Consider the following 15,914-nt stretch of genomic DNA (forward strand, 5'->3'; position numbering starts at 1 on the left):
TCCGGGCGCGGCTGGGTGAGGCAAGAAAAAGTGGGTCGGCGGGGAAGTCCGCGCGGCCGGCGGGCTAGGCCAGGGCGAACCAGAACTCGAAGACGCCAGGGGTTTGCGCCGCGAACGACGCCGGGGCGGTGGTGGTGAGACCGGTGTCGGCGGTCGCCGCTTCGAGGCTCGGGGCAGTCAGGCCGGCGTTCGTGACAACGGAGCTGACGCTTCCCGAGCGGATCAGGGACGGGCCGGTGGCGCCGTTGAACCACACGCCGACGTAGTAGTCACCAGCCGCGATCGGGTACGGACCACCAGCCAAAGGCATCACCTTCAAGCCCGTGGACGCCCACGCCGAAGCCTGGTCGGCGGTCTGCGCCACCCGAGTTCCGGACGCGGTGAACAGGGCGGCGAAACACTGCCCGGCTGTCAACGTCACACCGGCGACCGCGACGAACGCGACGATGCTGGACACCGACCCGGCAGGCACCCGGCGCACCCGGCGCAAGTTCAGCACCCCGGCGGTCGGGATGACGCTGCCAGCGGTGACCGCGTACGGGGGTTGCGTCCAGGCCAGGTAGCCGCGGTCGGAGGGTTGGGACGGCTGCGAACCGCTTGCGCCGCCGTAAAACGCGCGGGCGGTCACCACACACGCACCGACACTCGGGGGGTGCCGGCGGAGATGAGCCGCACAACGGTGTCGCCCGTCGACTCGTCCGCCGCTTCGCAACTGTTCACGGCCGCCGGCAGCGGGTGGCAGTTCGCCCCACCAACCGTCGGGTTGGCGCCGTCGGTGCGGAAGTACACCTCGGCGGCCCCGTCAACGTTCAACACCTCGACCTTCGCGCCGTTCGTGGTGAAGGTGAGTGTGGTGACGGTGTTTGCGACGAGGGTCGCGTGTTGCACGTTCGCCACCGCGTGTGCCTCCGATCGGGGGTGAGGGTGGTACCCGGCCGCCCTGCCAGAACGGCGGGCGGCCGGGGCTCACATGGGGTTACGCCTGGCGGGACTGCGCGAGCTTGATCAGCTCCGCCTTGTCCTGCTTGACGAGGTCGTCGTAGTTGCCGCCCTTGGACACGTGGTACTCCACCCACACGTCCTGGCCGTTGCTCGACTTCGGGGCGGAACCGTCTGCCGGAACCTTCGCCCGCGCCGCAGCACGACGCGTTTCCAGCTCCGGGTCAGCGACCGGCTCGGTGGGGGTGTTGACCGTCCCGTTGTCCGTCTCCGACTCCGGCACCAGGCCGGCGTCGCCTACGGTCACCGGGTCGCCCTTGTCGCCGGTGTCGGTGTCCTCGGCGAGCACGAACGACTCACCCTTGCGCACCACCACGTCGAGGAAACCCTCGTCGATGAGGCGCTTGCGGTCGTCGGCGTCCACGGTTTCCGGGTCGAGCAGGCCGCCCCGGTAGAGGTGACCGCCCGGCGCGCCGTTCGCACCCTGCCACAGTGTCAGTGGCGCCTTGCCGCGCAGAAGCTTCTCAGTCATGGTCAGACCCCCGATCAGGTGGACGTGATCTTGACGGCGGCACCCGGCTCCTGCACGATCGGCACACCGATCCGACGGCCCTGGATCTTCCATCCGTCGTTCTCTTCCAGCCGGATCCGCTTCGACTGGACACCGTCGGCGCCGCCGAGGTAGCCGCCGCCCTGGTCTTCCCAGCCGATGGAGCCGAGCTGCCGGGAGTCGATCAGCATGACGTCCACGGACGGCGGCATGTTGGTGGTCTTCCACACGTTGAGGCCGGCGATGCGGGCGAGACGACCGGTGAGCAGCAGCGAGTCGCCGTCCTCACGCGGAGCCCGCTCGATGATCTTCGCGGAGGCGATGAGGCGAGCCCACCGCGTCGGGGTGGCGAGAACCGTGTCGACCTCGTAACCCTGGTTGAGGGAGTCCACGACGGCCGCGCCGAGGGTGATGTCGGCGAACGGGTCCGCGCTGGTGGTGTTCCACGTCGCCGTTGCGGCGCTGGTCTGGGTGACCGCCGACGCGACCGCCGACAGGATCAGGCTGTCGAAGCCGAACGCGATCCGGTTCGCCAGCTTGATCATCTTGCGGTTGACGATGTCCACCCGGTTGCGGGCCACCAGCTTGTCGGAGATCAGAGTCGACAGACCCCAGTTCTCCGCAGCCGCCATCTGGTTGACCGCCGACGGCTCCGCCGACAGCGGGTACTCCATCAGGTCATCGATGCGCTCCGCGAGCGAAGCAGCCATGATGGCCTCGGACACCTCGTAGTTGACCGCACCCGTACCAGTCAGGTCCACCGACCCGGTCAGGATCTTGTCACCCACCAGACGCATCTGCGCGAGAGTGCGGAGCGCCCGCTGGATCAGCACCGGCGAATTGACCAGCCGGTTGACGGTGATGTTGTCGCCGGACACCGTTGGGGCGGCCGGCGCGTAAACGTTAGGCATCTGTCAGGGCTCCTATCGGGCCAGCTTGACGGCGATGACGTCACCGTCGGCTGCCGCCGCTTCGAGGGCGATACCGACAAGCCGGTCGTAGGCGTCGGAACCGGCGGTGAGGGTGGCGATCTTGCCGGCTGCCGCGCACTTGACGCGGTCACCGACGGCGACCGCCGCCGACGCGGTGAGGCGCTGCACACCGTCGGCGTAGACGCCCATCGTCTGCCCGGACACGGCGTCACGGGACGCCACACCCAGCCAGGTGGTGGAGTCAGCCACGGCGACAGCACCGGCGACGGTGACCATCTGACCGGCGGTGATCGTGGCCGTGGCGGTGCGGGTGATGGCCTGGCCCGGCTTGAACTTGGGCAGGTAGTCGTTAGCCACGGGACAGCTCCTTCGCGTCCACGCCCAGCTGGTTGGCCCAGCTACCGAGGGCGGTGTCGTTGATGCCGAGTTCGTCGACCTCCGGCTCACCCGGGCCGGCGGTGCCGGCGGCGGCCATCGGAATGAGGCCCGACTCCAGCGCCGACAGGGTGGCCTTGGTGCCCTCCGGGTCGGCTTCCCACGCCTTCACCCAGTGGTCCTTGCGGGCCGGGGCGAACTTGCCGTCGTTCATGGCGGCGGCGATGGTCGCGTCACGGTCGGCGACGCGCTGCCGCTCGTGCGCGGTGGCGCCGAGGGTGGCGTTGCGGCGCAGCTCAGCCAGTGCTTCCCGATCGATGGTGACCACACCGTCCGGCAGGGCCGGACTGGTGGACGCGGCGACGGGGGTCGGCTCGGCGGGCGTCTCCGGTTCGGTGACCGCCTCCGGGGTGGCGTCGGTGGTGTGTTCGGTCGGCTGGCCGCCGATGGCGGCGAGGACAGCGGCGGAAACCGCCGCCTCGTCCGCGTCGTCGGGCAGGCCGAGCCGGGAGCGGACATCGCTCATGGTGGACACGGGGTCCTCCTTCGGTTCGGTTGTGGGCTCCGGCTCGGCGGCCGGGAGTTCGGGGTTCGCCAGCGGTTCGGCGGGTGCGGGCTCGACCGGCTCTGCGGTCGGCTCGGCCGGTTCGGTGGGGGTGGACGCGGTGGGCTGCTGTCCGGGGCGTGACTCGGCCCGTGAGGCGTAGACGATCGGCTGGCCGACGGAAGCGGCGACCTGCTCGGGCTTGTCGACGTAGCGGACCAGCACCTGCACCGGCTCACCGAACGTGAACGTGTCGTCTCCGGTCACATCCACGGGGACACGCCACCGCTGGCCGGAGTCGTCATCCACCACGATCAGTTGCAGCGGGTCCAGGTGCACCTCAGTGATCCAGTGGGACCAGGGCGCCTTGTCGTAGTAGTCGCGGCGCACGTCCTCCACGGACACGCTCGCGGCGACCTTCGCCGGGCGCGGGTTCGGCATGATGCTCCTTCCATCAGTTACCGAAGCGGCAACCGGTTCGTCGTTGGGGAGGGCGGCGCGTTCGGCGGCGAACGCCACGGTGACGGCGGTCCCGGTCGGATCGGTGCCGTCGGCGAGTTCCACCCCGTACACGGCGGCGAGGCCTTGGAGCGACGGCAAGGTGCCGACACCGGGCCGCTCCACGCCGAGGAGCGCCACCGCGTGCACCACAAACGGGTGGTTGTGGCCCAACTGGCATCGGTAGTCGAACTCGCCCTCAATCGACCGGTCCGGGTAGGCGGACGACAGCACCGAGCTGCCCGTGCTGTCGGGCGTGGCCAGCCAGGCAGGCATGCCCACGAAGTCACCGACCAGCGCCCCGCCGTCGTCGTCCAGCGCCAGGTTGTCCACCCACCCGATCGCCGGATCCCCCGCACCGTGGTTCCCGTCGTGCCCGAACTTGAGCACCGGGCGCCGCACGGCAGGGCAGTCGAACGCGCCCACCGCTGAGGCCAGGTCGTCGGGGGTGAACGTCACCGGCCCCGACTTGGCGTTCCACGAACCGGTGTGCACCAACTCCACCCGGTTGACCCGCGCCAACGTGGGCGGTGCGGGAACGGTCAACGTCATAACGCCCACCCCATCCCGTGCTATCCGGCGACGATGGGTAGGAGCGGTGCGATGAGGCCGCGGCAGCGGTGACCGCCCGCGCAGTCTTTGAACCGCAACCCGGTTGGGTAGTCGACGAGGGCTGCGGTGAGGCTGTCGTATTCGGTTCCGGTCACGTCGCCGCAGGGCCCGCAGCGGTTGCCGTCGTCCAACACCTCGTTGGCGACGAACCGTGTCCCGGCAGGTGCCTGCTCGAGGACAGCCCGTCGGGCTTCCGCCTGTGCGGAGGTGACAGCGGCGGCGAGGTTTCCCGCCACCAGGCCGGAGCCTTTCGCAGTGGACAGGTCGATGAGGTGATCCCGGACCGCCTGCCCCACGGTCGACGCCGGGGTGTCAGGCCCGGTCTGCGCCATCGCGACCCGGCCGGCACCGGACGCGTAGCCGGCGACGATGAGGCCAACGGTGGCTTCGGCGATCTGCTCAATGCGGGTGGTGTGGTCGTCTCCGAGGGCCGTGCTGGCGACGATGCCGAGTGCGGCCAGTTCGGCTGCCGCGCCGGCCGCCGCTAACGCTGCGCCTGCGGACAGGGTGGCGATCAGCGCCGCCGTCAAACCCGCGGTCACCACCGGTGGCACCGCCAGGGAGCCAAACCCGACCAGCATCCCTGCGGACACCTCGGCGGCTGTAGCCTCCGTCAACGCGTCCACCAGCGGCGGCGATTCCTGCTCCCACACTGCGGAGAGGTCCGTTACCGCCTGCGCGTGCTGATCGGCGAGATCCTGGTAGTTCGCAGGTTCGACAGGTGCCGCCGCTGCCACCGCACGCGGCCGACGTGCCCCCGCCGCAACAGGGCGCGGCACCGGCTCAGGGGTGGCCTGGCGTTCCGGTAGCCGCCACTCGCGGCGGATGTGCGCCTCCAAAGCGGGGTCCGCCGACAGGGCGCCGGAGCGCAGCAGCAAATCCAATGACTGGGCGGTGATCTCCCGCCGGTCCCCGATGCCCGACACCGTCACGGCTGGCACGGGTTCGTCGTCGCCGAAGTTCCAGCCCACAAGGCGGGCGGCGGCCTGCCGGGTGATGGTGTCCGCGACGGTTTCCGCCACCGACTGGATGGACATCATCAGGACGTCCACGAACGACTCGGCGAGCGCCCGCGACCCCGACTCGGAGGTGCCCAAGTCGAGGTGGCTCATCAACGACATGCGCGACATCTGCTGGTCGAGGTAGCGGATAAACGCCAACGTGTCCGGGGTTGACCCGGTCATCCCCACCAACTCGAACGTGAACCCGGGTGGAACGGCGGCGCCGCCCTGATCCCCAACCCGCGCCGAGGTGGCCAAGCCGAGGGCGGCGGTCATCTGCCCGTCGGTGGGGCTGGTTCCCGGTAGGGCTTTCACCGTCGGGACACCCATGCCGAAGCGCCGCGACGACGTGGCCAGCACCCGCTGAAGTTCCCGCTTCAACAGCCAAGGCCCGTACGCCGGCCGGAGCAGGCTTGTGCCCTGCCACGAGTTGCCTTCACGCTCGTGGCAGTACCAGACCATCCGGTCCGCTTTGATCTGCGGCACATCCAGCCGGCCCGGAATGTCCTGGGTGACGCCCTGGAACGCACCCGACCGCTGGTCGGCGTAAATCGCGGTGATGGTGTGCGCGGGCCGCTCCGCCAACATCGACAGCCGGGCCAGCCCAGCGCGCATTTCGGCGAGGATTTCGAACCCCGAATGCCCGTAGGTGAGGCACGCCAACGCAGCCCGCAGGTGCTCCGCCCACGACACCCCACGCACCCGGGCGGCCCGGGGGGTGTCATCACCGGTCACCGGCAAACCCAGGTCGTCTGCGACGAGCTGCGCCACCTCCGGGCGGCACCCGGCAGGGTTCACCGACCACGAGGCGCGGCGGATCTGCAACGTGTACCCGGCCAGGATCGCCGCCAACTGCGGGTCGCGGCGCATCTGCGCATACGTCTCCACCGACAGTGGGTAGACGAGGGCGGGCACCTGCTCCAGTGCCTCGCCGAGCCACGCGTCATAGGTGCCGTCGGAAACGCTGCCGTGTAGGCGGGTAGGGAGGGCCATGGCGACCACCCCCGGCAACTACATCGGCTCGTTCATCAAATCGATGGGCCGCTCAGAGGTTCGCTCCGGTACGGGTTGACGCTTCGGAGCGGGTGGGGCCCAAGCTGTCACCGACACCCGCACCGCGTAGGCGAGGGTGTCCACTTGGTCATCGTGGGAGCCGTTGGGGAAAGCGGCATGCTCATCGACCCAAAGCTTTGTCCACCACGCCCCTGCGGGCAGCCACACCCGGCCATTCGAGCATCGGGCCGACGCCGGCAGTGCCCGGGTGAGCTTGTCCGTGTCCGCCTTCAACGGCGAGATCGGTACCCCATTCTGGGTGGCTTCCTTCACCAACGTGGTCCCGAACTGGCTTTCCTCCACAAACAGGGTGTCCAACCGCCACTGCTCAACCAGCGGCCGGGCAGTTGCGAAATGGTCAGCCTCGCCGATCCGCGCGCGGGTGCGGTCAAGTAGCACGAGGTCCCCGTCACCTGTGCGGGCCCACGCGGAGATGACCGTCCAGTCACCCGACGTCTTCGTGGAACTCGCAAGGTCGATCGTGCCGAACCGCCAGCACGCGTCGAGGGGGAAAATGCGACCAGCCAAGTCAAGGCGAGGGCCGACACCGCCAGACGGGGCGGGCGTCCAATACCGCCACCAGATCCGCTTGAACAGGTTGCCTTCGGCGGGCGCCGGCCGCTGCTGATAGAGGGCGGAGAAAACGTACTCGCCGACCGCCTTGCGGATCTCCGCCCAGTTGCGTTCCCCCCGGGCTGAGATCATCCCCTCGCCGACCTTGCGGCCGAGGATGTCGTTGTCCTCTTCGGCGACGGCGGGGATGCGGATGACCCGCCACCGGCCGCCGTCCTCACGGACACCTTCGTTGGCGATGATCTGCTGAATGGGCTCCGACTCGTGCCACAGCGTTTGAATCCACGCCAGCTTCGAGTTCGGGGAACCCATGCGCGGCACCAACACCGACTGGTAGGCGCTCATCGCCGCGTCGCGCATCTTCTCCGACTGCGCTTCCCGCATGTTCTTCAACGGATCATCAACGACGATCACATCACCCGGTTTGCCTGTGATCGCTCCGCCGGACAGGCCAGCGCAGTACACCTGCCCCCGGTGCCCGGCGATGTTCCACCGACCTGCCGCCCGGGAGTCCTTGCGCAGCCGCAAACCCAGATCGGTTTCGCCTTCGTCGCCGGACCACCGTTCGAGCGCGGTCTTCAGTTCGGCGCCCCACCGGCGGGCCATCTCATCCGAGTACGAGACGATGAGGATCCGCAGGTCCGGGTTGACGCAGGCGAGCAACCACAGCGGAAACCAGTACGAGACGGTGGTCGACTTGCCCTCCTGGGGGCTGACGAACGCGGCCATCTTCTTCTCGCGGCCCTCGGCCAGATCCACCAGCGCCGCGTTGATCAGATCGAGGGCGGGAGTGCGCCACACCCCAACCCGGTCGCCGTTGTCGCCCAAACGGGGCGGATCCAACGCGGCGCCCATGTCGAGTGGGCTCGGCCAGCGTTCCCGGTTTCGGGTGATCTGCTGACGGGCCTCCGCCTGCCGACGCTGCTCCTTCTCAGCCTTCAGCGCCCGCAGCGTCCGCAGCCGCTCCAACTTCATCTGCGCCAAGCTCGGCAGCGAGTCGCGCGATTTCAGCATCGAGCGCGTCAACGGTGATCGCCTCCACCTTCGTGGGAGCGTCCAACCCGAGATACTTCGCCCGCCGTTCCTGAATCTTCAGCAGCGTGGAGATGGCCTGCAACACCGGCCCGTCGTCCAGCAGCGGCTTTGCCTCACCGTCGGCGAGGGTCCGTTCGTCATAGACGACCTTGCCATGGGAGACGGTGATGTGCTCGCGCTTGAGTACCGCCCACGCGTCAGCCCACAGGATGTCCAGGCGTTGCAGCTCCGTTTCGCGGTGCACCTCTACGGCGGTGCGCTGCTCGGCGAGGTTGGCTTCCAGCGCCCGGTTGACGTCTTGGCAGGCGGCACCGCGGCTGTTGTAGGCGAGTTTGTCGGCGATGTCTTGGAAGCTCGCGCCGGCCATGCGCATGGCGACGGCTTCGGCGCGGCGTTTGGCGACGTGGGCGCGTTGGGCGCGGGATGCGGGCACGTTCACACATCCTTTCCAGGTCACGGGTGCTGTGGTGTCGTCCGGGTGGCCCCGGGGCAGCGTGCTGGGGATGACGCACCTCGGGGCCGCCTGTGTGGGGTCAGCGATGGTTGCAACTGCCCGGGGAATGCCGAAAGCCCGCCGCGACCTTTCGGGTCGGGCGGGCTTCGAAGACACGTCTCCTGTGCGTGACTGTGACGGATCACGAGGATCTTGTCAACTGTGCCTTTCGGTGTTTCGCCTGGCTCACAGTCCCGGCGGCGTCGCGGACGTGTCGGGCCAGGTAGGTGCGGGCTTTCCCCCGCCACCCGAAGCGGGGCAACAGGGGTTCGTCCGGGTTGTGGGGGTGGGGGGTGCAGGCCCATTGGCGGATGACGTCTTCGCTGACGTTGACGAGCTGGGCGGCTTCGGCGGTGGTGACGGCGTCGGTGTCTTCAACGGTTACGACGGTGGGCGTGACCCACGTTTCGCCGAAGTTGGCTGCCACCTGGTCGGCTTGGTCGCAGGCGTCGGCGTCGAGGGCGCGCAGACGGGCCCGGTACATGTGGGCGATCTTGCGTGCCCGGTCGGCGGCGTTGTCGCCGGGGACAGGCCATTCGCCGCGGCGGCCTTGGACGTCGATGTCGGGGTTCACGCTGCCACCCGGGCGCGGTTCGGCCACACCAACTGGGTGACGTACTGCTGGTAGTCGGTGTGCGGCCAGGTGGTGTGGCAGTTGGCGCAGTACACGTCGCAGGGGTCGTCGGCGTGCCGTGGGTCGTCGCGGTGGAGTTCGCCCAACCCGCAGGTGGAGCAGGTGCCGGGCAGTTGGGTGGTGCGGTGGGTGCGCCCGAGCATGCCCCTCGCGCGTTGGTGGAGGTGTTGGAGGTGGTGGATGGCTTCCCACCCGGTCATCTCGGTGGGTTGGTCTTCGCATCCGGTGGGGTACACGACGGCGGGTTCGAGGGTGGCGAGTTGGCGGAGGCGGGGGAGCAGGACGCGCACGGCGTCGTCGAGTTGCCGGCCGGGCCGCCGTGGTTGGTCGGGTACCCAGGTGCTGAGGCCGCAGTGGTCGCGGATGACGTCTTCCCACGTGGTGGCGACGTGCACGATTTCCGCCTGCAACGCCTCAGCCGCGCCGTTCAACGGCATGGGTGGGGCGGCTTTCCCGGACGGTTGCATGTTGAGCGCCTGCGACAGGGCCGGGGCTTGTAGCTGCTCCAAGTCCACGTAGTCGTACACGAGGCTGCGCACGTCCCGTTCGGCTGCGGTCAAGCAGTCGTCGCACAGGGGTGTCGTGGTGACGGGTGCGGCGGCGGGTGGTTTCGCCAACCGGTCGTAGGCGCGGCAGCGGGTGTCGGAGACGCAGTGCCGTCCGCCGGTGTCGTCGTGGTCGTGCATGTGGCTGGTCTCCGATCGGCGCAGTTACGCTGGCGGTAGACCTCATGGGATGTTGGGGTGGCGGGATTGGCGGCGGCCGGGTTGTGGGACCTGGCCGCCGTCGCCGTGTCAGGTGACGGTGATGTTGCGGAGGATGCTCGCGCTTGCCGGGTCCACCACGAATGCTGCCGCCCGGTAGTAGGCGAGCGCGTTGCGGAGAATTCGCTGATGGTCCTCGGCGCGGCGGCGCAGGGGTGTGAAGTAGATGACGCCGACCGTCCCAGCGGTGGCGGGTTCGGCGTGACGACTGTCGGACAGTTCCCGTTCCAGCCGCTGCCAGGTGTCAACGATGCGGGCCGCCAGTTCGGGGCTGATTGGCTCGTCCCGGCCGCCCACCCCGTCAAGGTCGAGACCGACGAAGCGGTGCCCGTCGTCCAACCGCAGATGCCACGTTTCCGGTGCGCTGGTCCGCTCGTACACCTGGGCGTTGAACCGGCCCGTGTAGCCGCACGTCTGGGAGCCGATGGGCAGCAGGTCACTGTCGTCGGCCGCCGTCACGAGGTCGGGCCGCCAGCGCATCGCGGTGGCGAGGTCCCCTGACATGCGCTGGTCGGTGTGCTCGGCGATGTGGGTGGGTTCGCAGTCGGCCGAGCAGTAGGGGGAGCCGTCGCGGGGTGTCGCGCCGCAAGGGCACAGGCCGGAGATCGCGCGGTCAATGCGGTCGAGGATCCCGCTACCTGCGCCGTCCGCCGGGTGGGTGGAGTCGGCGAGGTAGGGGGTCAGGTCGAGGCCGTTGAATTCCACCCGGGCGGCGCCGTTGAGGTGCATGGTCATGTCGCGTCCTCCATGATTCGCCGCCAGGTGGCGTGCCCGTCGTCTTCGAGCTGCTGCGCAGTGGGCGGGGTGGCGTTGTGGTGGTGGTCGCCGCCGGTGGGCCACACCGGGATGAGGCGGGGTTCGGGGTCGCCGAGGCGTTGGTCTTCGATGGTCTGGTCGGGTTCGACACCGCACATCCAGCAGCGCACTCCGGTCACCCCCGACCCTCCATCAAGGCGAACATCCACGACGCGGTGGCGTGAGAGTCGGCCAAGTCCAGCGTCCAAATGTCATCGTCGGCTTCGACCTGTAGCCGGCCGTCGTTGAGGACGCGGAACGTTGCACGTATCTGTCCGCCGTGGTCTGCTGCGACGTCGAACTCCCGGCCGTCGTCGGCTGGTGCCGTCACCGGGGTTGCCGCTGCTCGGTGTCGAGATCCACCAAGAGTTCGCGGTTGCGCAGACCACCGGTCAACACCGCAATGTCTGCGAGGTCGCCGCGCCGCAGATGCCCGGGTGGACTCTCCACCACGTCCGACTCGCCGAGATCGATCACAGTGCGGTGGGCTTCCGTCAGGTGGCTGGCGGCGAGCTGTTCCATCTGCGGGAGGCTGGTGCCGTTGCCGATGCGCGTTTCCCACCAGCACCAGGGGTCGGCGGCTCGGAAGCCGTTAGGCGCCCAGTGTTCGAGGGTGAGTTCACCGTCGCGGTCGGCTTGCACAACGAACTGTCCTGCCTGCTCGCCGGTCACGACTGCCATTCCTCGGAGTAGCCGGGCTTGTCGGCGTAAGCCAGCGCGAGCGCGAGCCGCGTCGGACACTGGTCGATCCGCCACACCGGCAGGCCGATCGCATCGAGCCCGCACCCTGCGCAGTCCTCGCGGTCGTCTCCCCGGTGGACGTCGAGGATGCGGCGCTTCGAATCCGCGTCGGCCGCCAGCGTGTCAGCGATCCCGGTCAGCCACTCCACTGTTTCAGGGGCCGGCATCGCAGTGGCGAGGGCTTTGAGGGCTTGTGCGTCGTGGCGCTGATTCTCCACCTGCTGGTCGAGCCACATCCCCATTTCGTCGGTCACGGCTTCCATTCAAGCCGCCCTTCGCTCATCACGCCGCCGTCGGTGTCGATCAGCCGCCACTCGTCCGGCAGCAGGTTGTCGTTCTGGACGATCGGTAGGCCGGGCACCGCAGGTTGGGGCATCCACGCCGGGCGAGGTGGGGTCTTCGTCGCGACGTTGCCAATGTGTTGCACCACCAACGCACCTGCTTCGAAGCGTCCGGCTATCCGCCGATCAGGGTCGAACTGGCGGGCGAACTTGCGGAGAGCGTCCCGCAGTCCGTCTGCGGTTAGGGGTGCTGCGGCGGCAGCGGCGGGTGTCCACGGTTTGATGCAGGTGATGATGCGGTCCGTGACCTCGTCGTGCTCGCTACGGCCTGAGGCTTGTTCGCTCACTGCGTTCCCCATTCAGGTCGGTAGCCGGGCTGGCCGCTATACTCGTCGAACATCAACCGCACCGTCGAGCACGTGTCGCCTTTCAGTACCCACGCGCAGTTGTCGACCTCACCGTGGTCGTCGTACACGGAGCATTCGTGGTCACGGTTGTGCAAGTCCAGGGCGCGGCGGGCGGCGGCTACACGGCGCAGCACACGGGCGGCGGAGATTGCGATGGTGTTGTGCTGGTGGTCGTCGTCGATAACGAACAGGTCCGAACCTTGCGGCCCGGACACGCCCGCTTCCTGCGCCACCCGCTCATCCTCGTCGAGCTGCGCGCGCAGCCAGTCCACCAGTGACAGCCCGTTACCGGCCTTGGGTTGATGCTTGTCTAGACCCGCGATCTCGGACACTTGGCTCCCCCTCCGGTAACGCTCCGTACATCATGCCTGATCAGCGACACCACCTGCCGACCTGCCTGGCCCGCAGCTTGCGCCGATACAACCTGCGGTGCCAGTTGACGATCTCGGCGTGCCTCCACCGGGCCGCCTCATCCCGCTCAACCACCGGCCGCCTCCCGTCGCTGTTGGGCTTGACGCACGGCTTCGTCTTCGGCGTCGGTGCGCTGCCGGCACACCACGTTCCCCGGCGACCCGATCACCGTCCGGGCGAGAAGGTCGAGCAGGGTTGGCCCGTCCTGCCCGTTGGTGCGTGGTGTTGGGGCGGGGGACAGGCCGCGCTCTCTGGCGCAGTGGGAGCCCCACCCGTGGACGAGCGGACCCTTGGGCACGGGTTTCCCGCACAGGCATTCGCGGGGCTCGGGCGGGCCGGGCAGCAGCGGCAGGGTCATGGGGCTGACGTGGGTAGGGCCGCGAGTGTCGCCTGTGCCGCAGCGAACCACTCATCCTCCGAACCGGCGAACGCCCACGGCTCCTGACCGTGGCCGAGCAGTCGCCAGCCGACGATCTGCCCGTCGACCTGGACGAGGGCCAGCGCGAACCCGCGCGGGTGGAACACCTGCCGGTTGATCAGCCAGAGCAGGCCGCTGTCCCGCAGGTCGTCCCATGTGCGGATCTCCGCTTCGCCGGGCGTCCGCTCGGTGGCGGTGTTGACGTGCGTTGTCACTGGTCGGCGTCCTTACTGATCGGCTCGATCTCGTGCTCAGGGACTTCAAGCATGCTGGCGATGTCTTCCCCTGCGGCCTCAATGCCCCTCGCGAACGCCCGATGCATGGCGGCCTGCTTCCGGTCGTTGGCGTCACCGGTACGCCCGCGTTCCTGCGCGCGCTGGTACACGTCGGCATTGCGGTACCCGGAGGCGTGTTCGCGCAGCTTCCAGTAGGCGGCGGTGAGGGCTGACCGGGCAGAGTCATCCAGTGCCGGCGGCTGGGGCACAGGGCGCGGGGTTGCGTCGGGCACGTCAAGCATCGGAAAGCCCGTTGGACATGTGGGCACGGAGACGGGTCATGGTCGTCTGCGGGTTGGGTGTGGCGTCGATCGCCCCGGAGAGAAGTTGCGTTGCCACCAGTAGCGCGAACTTGGCGTCGCGGCGGGCAGCCCGGTCGCCTGCGGCAATGCGTTGGTCAATGGGTAGGGCTGGGTCTACCGCGTCGCAGACGTCGGCGGCGGTGGCGACTTGCTCAGCGGTTAGCGGGTTCTGCGTGGTTGGTTCGGGTGCTTCGCTCATGGTTGGCTCCTCTGGTTCGGGATCTTGCTGGTCTTCGCCTGCTGGCCGCGCCTGTTGTGCTGAAATCCGGCCTTGCGCAGATCCCGCAGCAGTGCCTTGAGGCTGTTGGTGTCGGAGGCGCTGGACGGGGTGGTGGTGATCAACCGGCCGTGCGGGTTCCACACTTTCCAGTGGCCTGACTTGCCCATCTCCACCCGCCATCGCGCCCGGCGCAGGGCAGCGAACAGGCGCAGGCGGGCCGAGCCGTCGCGGCTACTCACCGACCCACCCCACCCGGACTTCGGCGGCGTAGACGGCTCCACAGGGTGCGCATGAGCGGCCCTGGCACGGCCTCGGTCGTGACCCACCCGGTGTCCACCGGGACGCCCATGCTCTGCCGCGCCAACCACTGGTTGTGCACGTAGGCGATGTGCTCGGCGATCTCCCGGGTCATCACCAGGTCGGCAGCCATCCTGCCCCCATCGAGCGGGCCAAGTCCGTTGGTGGTGACCGCCCACCCGCCGATCTCATCGTTGGAGACAGCCGACCACCGGGCGGTGAGGGCTTCGGCGTTGTAGGCGGTGGTCGCGTCGGTCACGACGGCAGCTCCACCCGAGTCCACGCACCCACGAGCCGTGACCCGTCCGGAAATGACGTCACGGTGCACTTGCGGATCCGCACAGGGGCGCGCCTGAAACGCTCGGCGGCCCGCACCTCGCGGGTTAGCTGCGTGTCGAACTCGTCCGCCGGCCATACATACGACCTGGACTGAACGTCTGCGCCGGGGCGACTGGATCGGAGATCAGTCCAGTCGATGTCGCATCCAACCGTCTGCGTGCCAGCGGGCAGCACAGCCCCGGCGGCGAGCCGGTCGGCGAGGTCGCGCAGAGCCTCCCGGATGGCGGGCACGTCGACGTCGGTGGCGGACAGGTGCGAGTGCCGCAGCTCGTGGTCGTCGTAGTCGAGGCGCAGCAGACGGGCAGCGAAGTTGAGCGCGGCCCGCTCAGGTGTGGACGGGGGTGCGACGGTCACGCGCGGGGGGTCGATCACGGGGTCACTCACCTGGCCACCGCCGCCCCTTGGTGATCCGACGGCGACGGCCATCCGCCGCCTCGGCAAGGAACGGGTACAGGTCGTCCATCGCAATGCACGCGTCAACGACCTCGAACAGGACCGCCGAGTCCTTGGGGATCTCCGTCATGCGTCCCTGATGGGCGTCCGCACGTCCAGCCATCGTGCCGCGCACATAGCCCATGACGGCGGCTTCCCGCACTAGCCGCCGCTCGTACGGGCGAAGGGTGGACAATGCCCGGCTGACGGCGTCGGCGCGCTGCTGCCGACGCTCGGCGAAGTACTGGATCAATCCCGGGGGCAGCGTGGGCGACAGTTCGGCCGCCGGGTTGTCGGTCACCGTGTCACCGGCTTCTTCGGCGCGATCTGGTCAGCGGTCGCCCGCAGAATGTCCCCCGCCAACTGCGGCAGGACCGTCGCGGAGATGACGTCGACAGGGGCGGGGGCGTCTGCGTGCCGGTTGCGCTCGCTCGGGTGGATGTCGTGCTTGACGACGGTGATCGTGTACCAAGGCTCAGACATGGCTTGCCTCCTCAGGCGGTCTGTGACGGTCCGAAATGGGTGGGGGTGCCGTGCACTGGGCATCGGGACTGCGTGGCCCTCACGTAGCCGCTGACGGTCGGCAGGAGGGTGCAATGCCCGCACCGGTCGGCGAGGTTGCCGTTCACATCCGGGCGGATGATGTGCCGCTCGAAGCCGGCGGCCGTGAAGTCAGGGTTGGTCAGGTGCCTGCCTGCGGCTGCTGCGTCGAACGGGCCGGTCTTGACGGCATCGATCGCCGGCTCACATGCGCCCGCAAGGGCACCCGCGGCCATGTCAACATCGTCACCGGCGGTGTACGGGTCGGCGGCGATCGTCCGCACTGCGTCCCAGTCGGCGCGGAGGATCGCGTCGTGCAGGCCCTGCGACTGGCCAGCCTGGTAGTGGTCGATGCCGCCTGCGTAGATCACGTGCGGCGGGTAGGTGGCGGCTTCCTCGGCGCGGGCCTTGCGGATGCTCTCGGGCAGGTGCGTCTCGGTCATGGGTGCCTCC

At 68.9% G+C, this 15,914-nt stretch carries 26 protein-coding genes; 1 reads left to right on the top strand and 25 read right to left on the bottom strand.

From position 1 onward, the window contains the following. Positions 1-64: 64 nt before the first annotated feature. The 12 genes from AB0K35_RS28080 to AB0K35_RS28135 all read right to left on the bottom strand — a co-directional run bounded on the left by AB0K35_RS28080 (position 65) and on the right by AB0K35_RS28135 (position 10,738). On the bottom strand, positions 65-628 hold the full coding sequence (locus AB0K35_RS28080) for a hypothetical protein (RefSeq protein ID WP_363889033.1): 564 nt from the start codon (positions 626-628) through the stop codon (positions 65-67). Beyond that, complete coding sequence (locus AB0K35_RS28085) at positions 625-888, bottom strand: hypothetical protein (protein WP_363889036.1); 264 nt, start codon at positions 886-888, stop codon at positions 625-627. The genes AB0K35_RS28080 and AB0K35_RS28085 overlap by 4 nt, the downstream gene beginning before the upstream one ends. 88 nt (positions 889-976) lie before the next feature. Further along, positions 977-1,471: a hypothetical protein gene (locus tag AB0K35_RS28090; RefSeq protein ID WP_363889038.1), complete on the bottom strand. Its 495-nt coding sequence runs from the start codon at positions 1,469-1,471 to the stop codon at positions 977-979. 14 nt (positions 1,472-1,485) lie between these two features. Further along, positions 1,486-2,400, bottom strand: coding sequence for a hypothetical protein (locus AB0K35_RS28095; protein WP_363889040.1), 915 nt, complete (start codon positions 2,398-2,400; stop codon positions 1,486-1,488). A 12-nt stretch (positions 2,401-2,412) separates the two neighbouring features. Then, complete coding sequence (locus AB0K35_RS28100) at positions 2,413-2,778, bottom strand: DUF2190 family protein (protein ID WP_363889042.1); 366 nt, start codon at positions 2,776-2,778, stop codon at positions 2,413-2,415. Further along, a complete protein-coding gene (locus AB0K35_RS28105; RefSeq protein ID WP_363889044.1) occupies positions 2,771-4,390 on the bottom strand; it encodes a phage protease in 1,620 nt (539 codons plus the stop codon). The genes AB0K35_RS28100 and AB0K35_RS28105 overlap by 8 nt, the downstream gene beginning before the upstream one ends. Before the next feature lie 20 nt (positions 4,391-4,410). Next, a complete protein-coding gene (locus AB0K35_RS28110; RefSeq protein WP_363889047.1) occupies positions 4,411-6,444 on the bottom strand; it encodes a DUF935 family protein in 2,034 nt (677 codons plus the stop codon). Positions 6,445-6,462: 18 nt separating this feature from the next. Further along, positions 6,463-8,052, bottom strand: a complete 1,590-nt coding sequence (terL, locus tag AB0K35_RS28115; protein WP_363889049.1) for a phage terminase large subunit — start codon at positions 8,050-8,052, stop codon at positions 6,463-6,465. Next, complete coding sequence (locus AB0K35_RS28120; RefSeq protein ID WP_363889052.1) at positions 8,009-8,545, bottom strand: hypothetical protein; 537 nt, start codon at positions 8,543-8,545, stop codon at positions 8,009-8,011. Before AB0K35_RS28120 ends, terL begins: the two co-directional genes overlap by 44 nt. A 202-nt stretch (positions 8,546-8,747) precedes the next feature. Continuing rightward, positions 8,748-9,179, bottom strand: a complete 432-nt coding sequence (locus AB0K35_RS28125) for a hypothetical protein (RefSeq protein WP_363889055.1) — start codon at positions 9,177-9,179, stop codon at positions 8,748-8,750. After that, complete coding sequence (locus AB0K35_RS28130; RefSeq protein WP_363889056.1) at positions 9,176-9,925, bottom strand: hypothetical protein; 750 nt, start codon at positions 9,923-9,925, stop codon at positions 9,176-9,178. Before AB0K35_RS28130 ends, AB0K35_RS28125 begins: the two co-directional genes overlap by 4 nt. A gap of 108 nt (positions 9,926-10,033) precedes the next feature. Continuing rightward, a complete protein-coding gene (locus AB0K35_RS28135; RefSeq protein WP_363889059.1) occupies positions 10,034-10,738 on the bottom strand; it encodes a hypothetical protein in 705 nt (234 codons plus the stop codon). A 32-nt stretch (positions 10,739-10,770) separates the two neighbouring features. Between AB0K35_RS28135 and AB0K35_RS28140 the strand changes: the two genes are divergently transcribed. Beyond that, on the top strand, positions 10,771-10,983 hold the full coding sequence (locus AB0K35_RS28140) for a hypothetical protein (RefSeq protein WP_363889060.1): 213 nt from the start codon (positions 10,771-10,773) through the stop codon (positions 10,981-10,983). Between the two features lie 142 nt (positions 10,984-11,125). Here the strand turns inward: AB0K35_RS28140 and AB0K35_RS28145 are convergent, their stop codons facing one another. The 13 genes from AB0K35_RS28145 to AB0K35_RS28205 form a co-directional block, all read right to left on the bottom strand. Next, positions 11,126-11,470, bottom strand: a complete 345-nt coding sequence (locus tag AB0K35_RS28145; RefSeq protein ID WP_363889063.1) for a hypothetical protein — start codon at positions 11,468-11,470, stop codon at positions 11,126-11,128. After that, positions 11,467-11,793, bottom strand: coding sequence for a DUF6221 family protein (locus AB0K35_RS28150; protein ID WP_363889066.1), 327 nt, complete (start codon positions 11,791-11,793; stop codon positions 11,467-11,469). Before AB0K35_RS28150 ends, AB0K35_RS28145 begins: the two co-directional genes overlap by 4 nt. Further along, on the bottom strand, positions 11,790-12,167 hold the full coding sequence (locus AB0K35_RS28155) for a hypothetical protein (RefSeq protein ID WP_363889069.1): 378 nt from the start codon (positions 12,165-12,167) through the stop codon (positions 11,790-11,792). Before AB0K35_RS28155 ends, AB0K35_RS28150 begins: the two co-directional genes overlap by 4 nt. Continuing rightward, positions 12,164-12,559 (bottom strand): DUF6221 family protein, encoded by a 396-nt coding sequence (locus tag AB0K35_RS28160; RefSeq protein WP_363889071.1) that lies wholly within the window; start codon positions 12,557-12,559, stop codon positions 12,164-12,166. The genes AB0K35_RS28155 and AB0K35_RS28160 overlap by 4 nt, the downstream gene beginning before the upstream one ends. A gap of 433 nt (positions 12,560-12,992) precedes the next feature. Continuing rightward, entirely contained in the window at positions 12,993-13,271 is a 279-nt protein-coding gene (locus AB0K35_RS28165; protein WP_363889074.1) for a hypothetical protein, read from the bottom strand. Next, a complete protein-coding gene (locus AB0K35_RS28170) occupies positions 13,268-13,564 on the bottom strand; it encodes a hypothetical protein (RefSeq protein WP_363889076.1) in 297 nt (98 codons plus the stop codon). The genes AB0K35_RS28165 and AB0K35_RS28170 overlap by 4 nt, the downstream gene beginning before the upstream one ends. A gap of 1 nt (position 13,565) precedes the next feature. Then, positions 13,566-13,832 (bottom strand): hypothetical protein, encoded by a 267-nt coding sequence (locus tag AB0K35_RS28175; protein ID WP_363889079.1) that lies wholly within the window; start codon positions 13,830-13,832, stop codon positions 13,566-13,568. Further along, on the bottom strand, positions 13,829-14,092 hold the full coding sequence (locus AB0K35_RS28180) for a hypothetical protein (RefSeq protein WP_363889082.1): 264 nt from the start codon (positions 14,090-14,092) through the stop codon (positions 13,829-13,831). The genes AB0K35_RS28175 and AB0K35_RS28180 overlap by 4 nt, the downstream gene beginning before the upstream one ends. Continuing rightward, a complete protein-coding gene (locus AB0K35_RS28185) occupies positions 14,089-14,409 on the bottom strand; it encodes a hypothetical protein (RefSeq protein ID WP_363889084.1) in 321 nt (106 codons plus the stop codon). The genes AB0K35_RS28180 and AB0K35_RS28185 overlap by 4 nt, the downstream gene beginning before the upstream one ends. Continuing rightward, positions 14,406-14,873: a hypothetical protein gene (locus AB0K35_RS28190; RefSeq protein ID WP_363889086.1), complete on the bottom strand. Its 468-nt coding sequence runs from the start codon at positions 14,871-14,873 to the stop codon at positions 14,406-14,408. The genes AB0K35_RS28185 and AB0K35_RS28190 overlap by 4 nt, the downstream gene beginning before the upstream one ends. Beyond that, entirely contained in the window at positions 14,866-15,222 is a 357-nt protein-coding gene (locus tag AB0K35_RS28195) for a hypothetical protein (protein ID WP_363889089.1), read from the bottom strand. The genes AB0K35_RS28190 and AB0K35_RS28195 overlap by 8 nt, the downstream gene beginning before the upstream one ends. Continuing rightward, positions 15,219-15,404 (bottom strand): hypothetical protein, encoded by a 186-nt coding sequence (locus tag AB0K35_RS28200; RefSeq protein ID WP_363889092.1) that lies wholly within the window; start codon positions 15,402-15,404, stop codon positions 15,219-15,221. The genes AB0K35_RS28195 and AB0K35_RS28200 overlap by 4 nt, the downstream gene beginning before the upstream one ends. 11 nt (positions 15,405-15,415) lie before the next feature. Next, complete coding sequence (locus AB0K35_RS28205; RefSeq protein ID WP_363889094.1) at positions 15,416-15,904, bottom strand: hypothetical protein; 489 nt, start codon at positions 15,902-15,904, stop codon at positions 15,416-15,418. Positions 15,905-15,914 lie beyond the last annotated feature (10 nt).

Source organism: Micromonospora sp. NPDC053740 (assembly GCF_040677775.1).
Classification (GTDB): Bacteria; Actinomycetota; Actinomycetes; order Mycobacteriales; family Micromonosporaceae; genus Micromonospora; species Micromonospora alfalfae.

Coding starts and splice junctions, on each gene's coding strand:
- AB0K35_RS28090 (WP_363889038.1), bottom strand. CDS start 1,471: ATGACTGAGAAGCTTCTGCGCGGCAAGGCGCCACTGACACTGTGGCAG.
- AB0K35_RS28095 (WP_363889040.1), bottom strand. CDS start 2,400: ATGCCTAACGTTTACGCGCCGGCCGCCCCAACGGTGTCCGGCGACAAC.
- AB0K35_RS28105 (WP_363889044.1), bottom strand. CDS start 4,390: ATGACGTTGACCGTTCCCGCACCGCCCACGTTGGCGCGGGTCAACCGG.
- AB0K35_RS28110 (WP_363889047.1), bottom strand. CDS start 6,444: ATGGCCCTCCCTACCCGCCTACACGGCAGCGTTTCCGACGGCACCTAT.
- terL (WP_363889049.1), bottom strand. CDS start 8,052: ATGAAGTTGGAGCGGCTGCGGACGCTGCGGGCGCTGAAGGCTGAGAAG.
- AB0K35_RS28130 (WP_363889056.1), bottom strand. CDS start 9,925: ATGCACGACCACGACGACACCGGCGGACGGCACTGCGTCTCCGACACC.
- AB0K35_RS28135 (WP_363889059.1), bottom strand. CDS start 10,738: ATGACCATGCACCTCAACGGCGCCGCCCGGGTGGAATTCAACGGCCTC.
- AB0K35_RS28175 (WP_363889079.1), bottom strand. CDS start 13,832: ATGAGCGAAGCACCCGAACCAACCACGCAGAACCCGCTAACCGCTGAG.
- AB0K35_RS28200 (WP_363889092.1), bottom strand. CDS start 15,404: ATGTCTGAGCCTTGGTACACGATCACCGTCGTCAAGCACGACATCCAC.
- AB0K35_RS28205 (WP_363889094.1), bottom strand. CDS start 15,904: ATGACCGAGACGCACCTGCCCGAGAGCATCCGCAAGGCCCGCGCCGAG.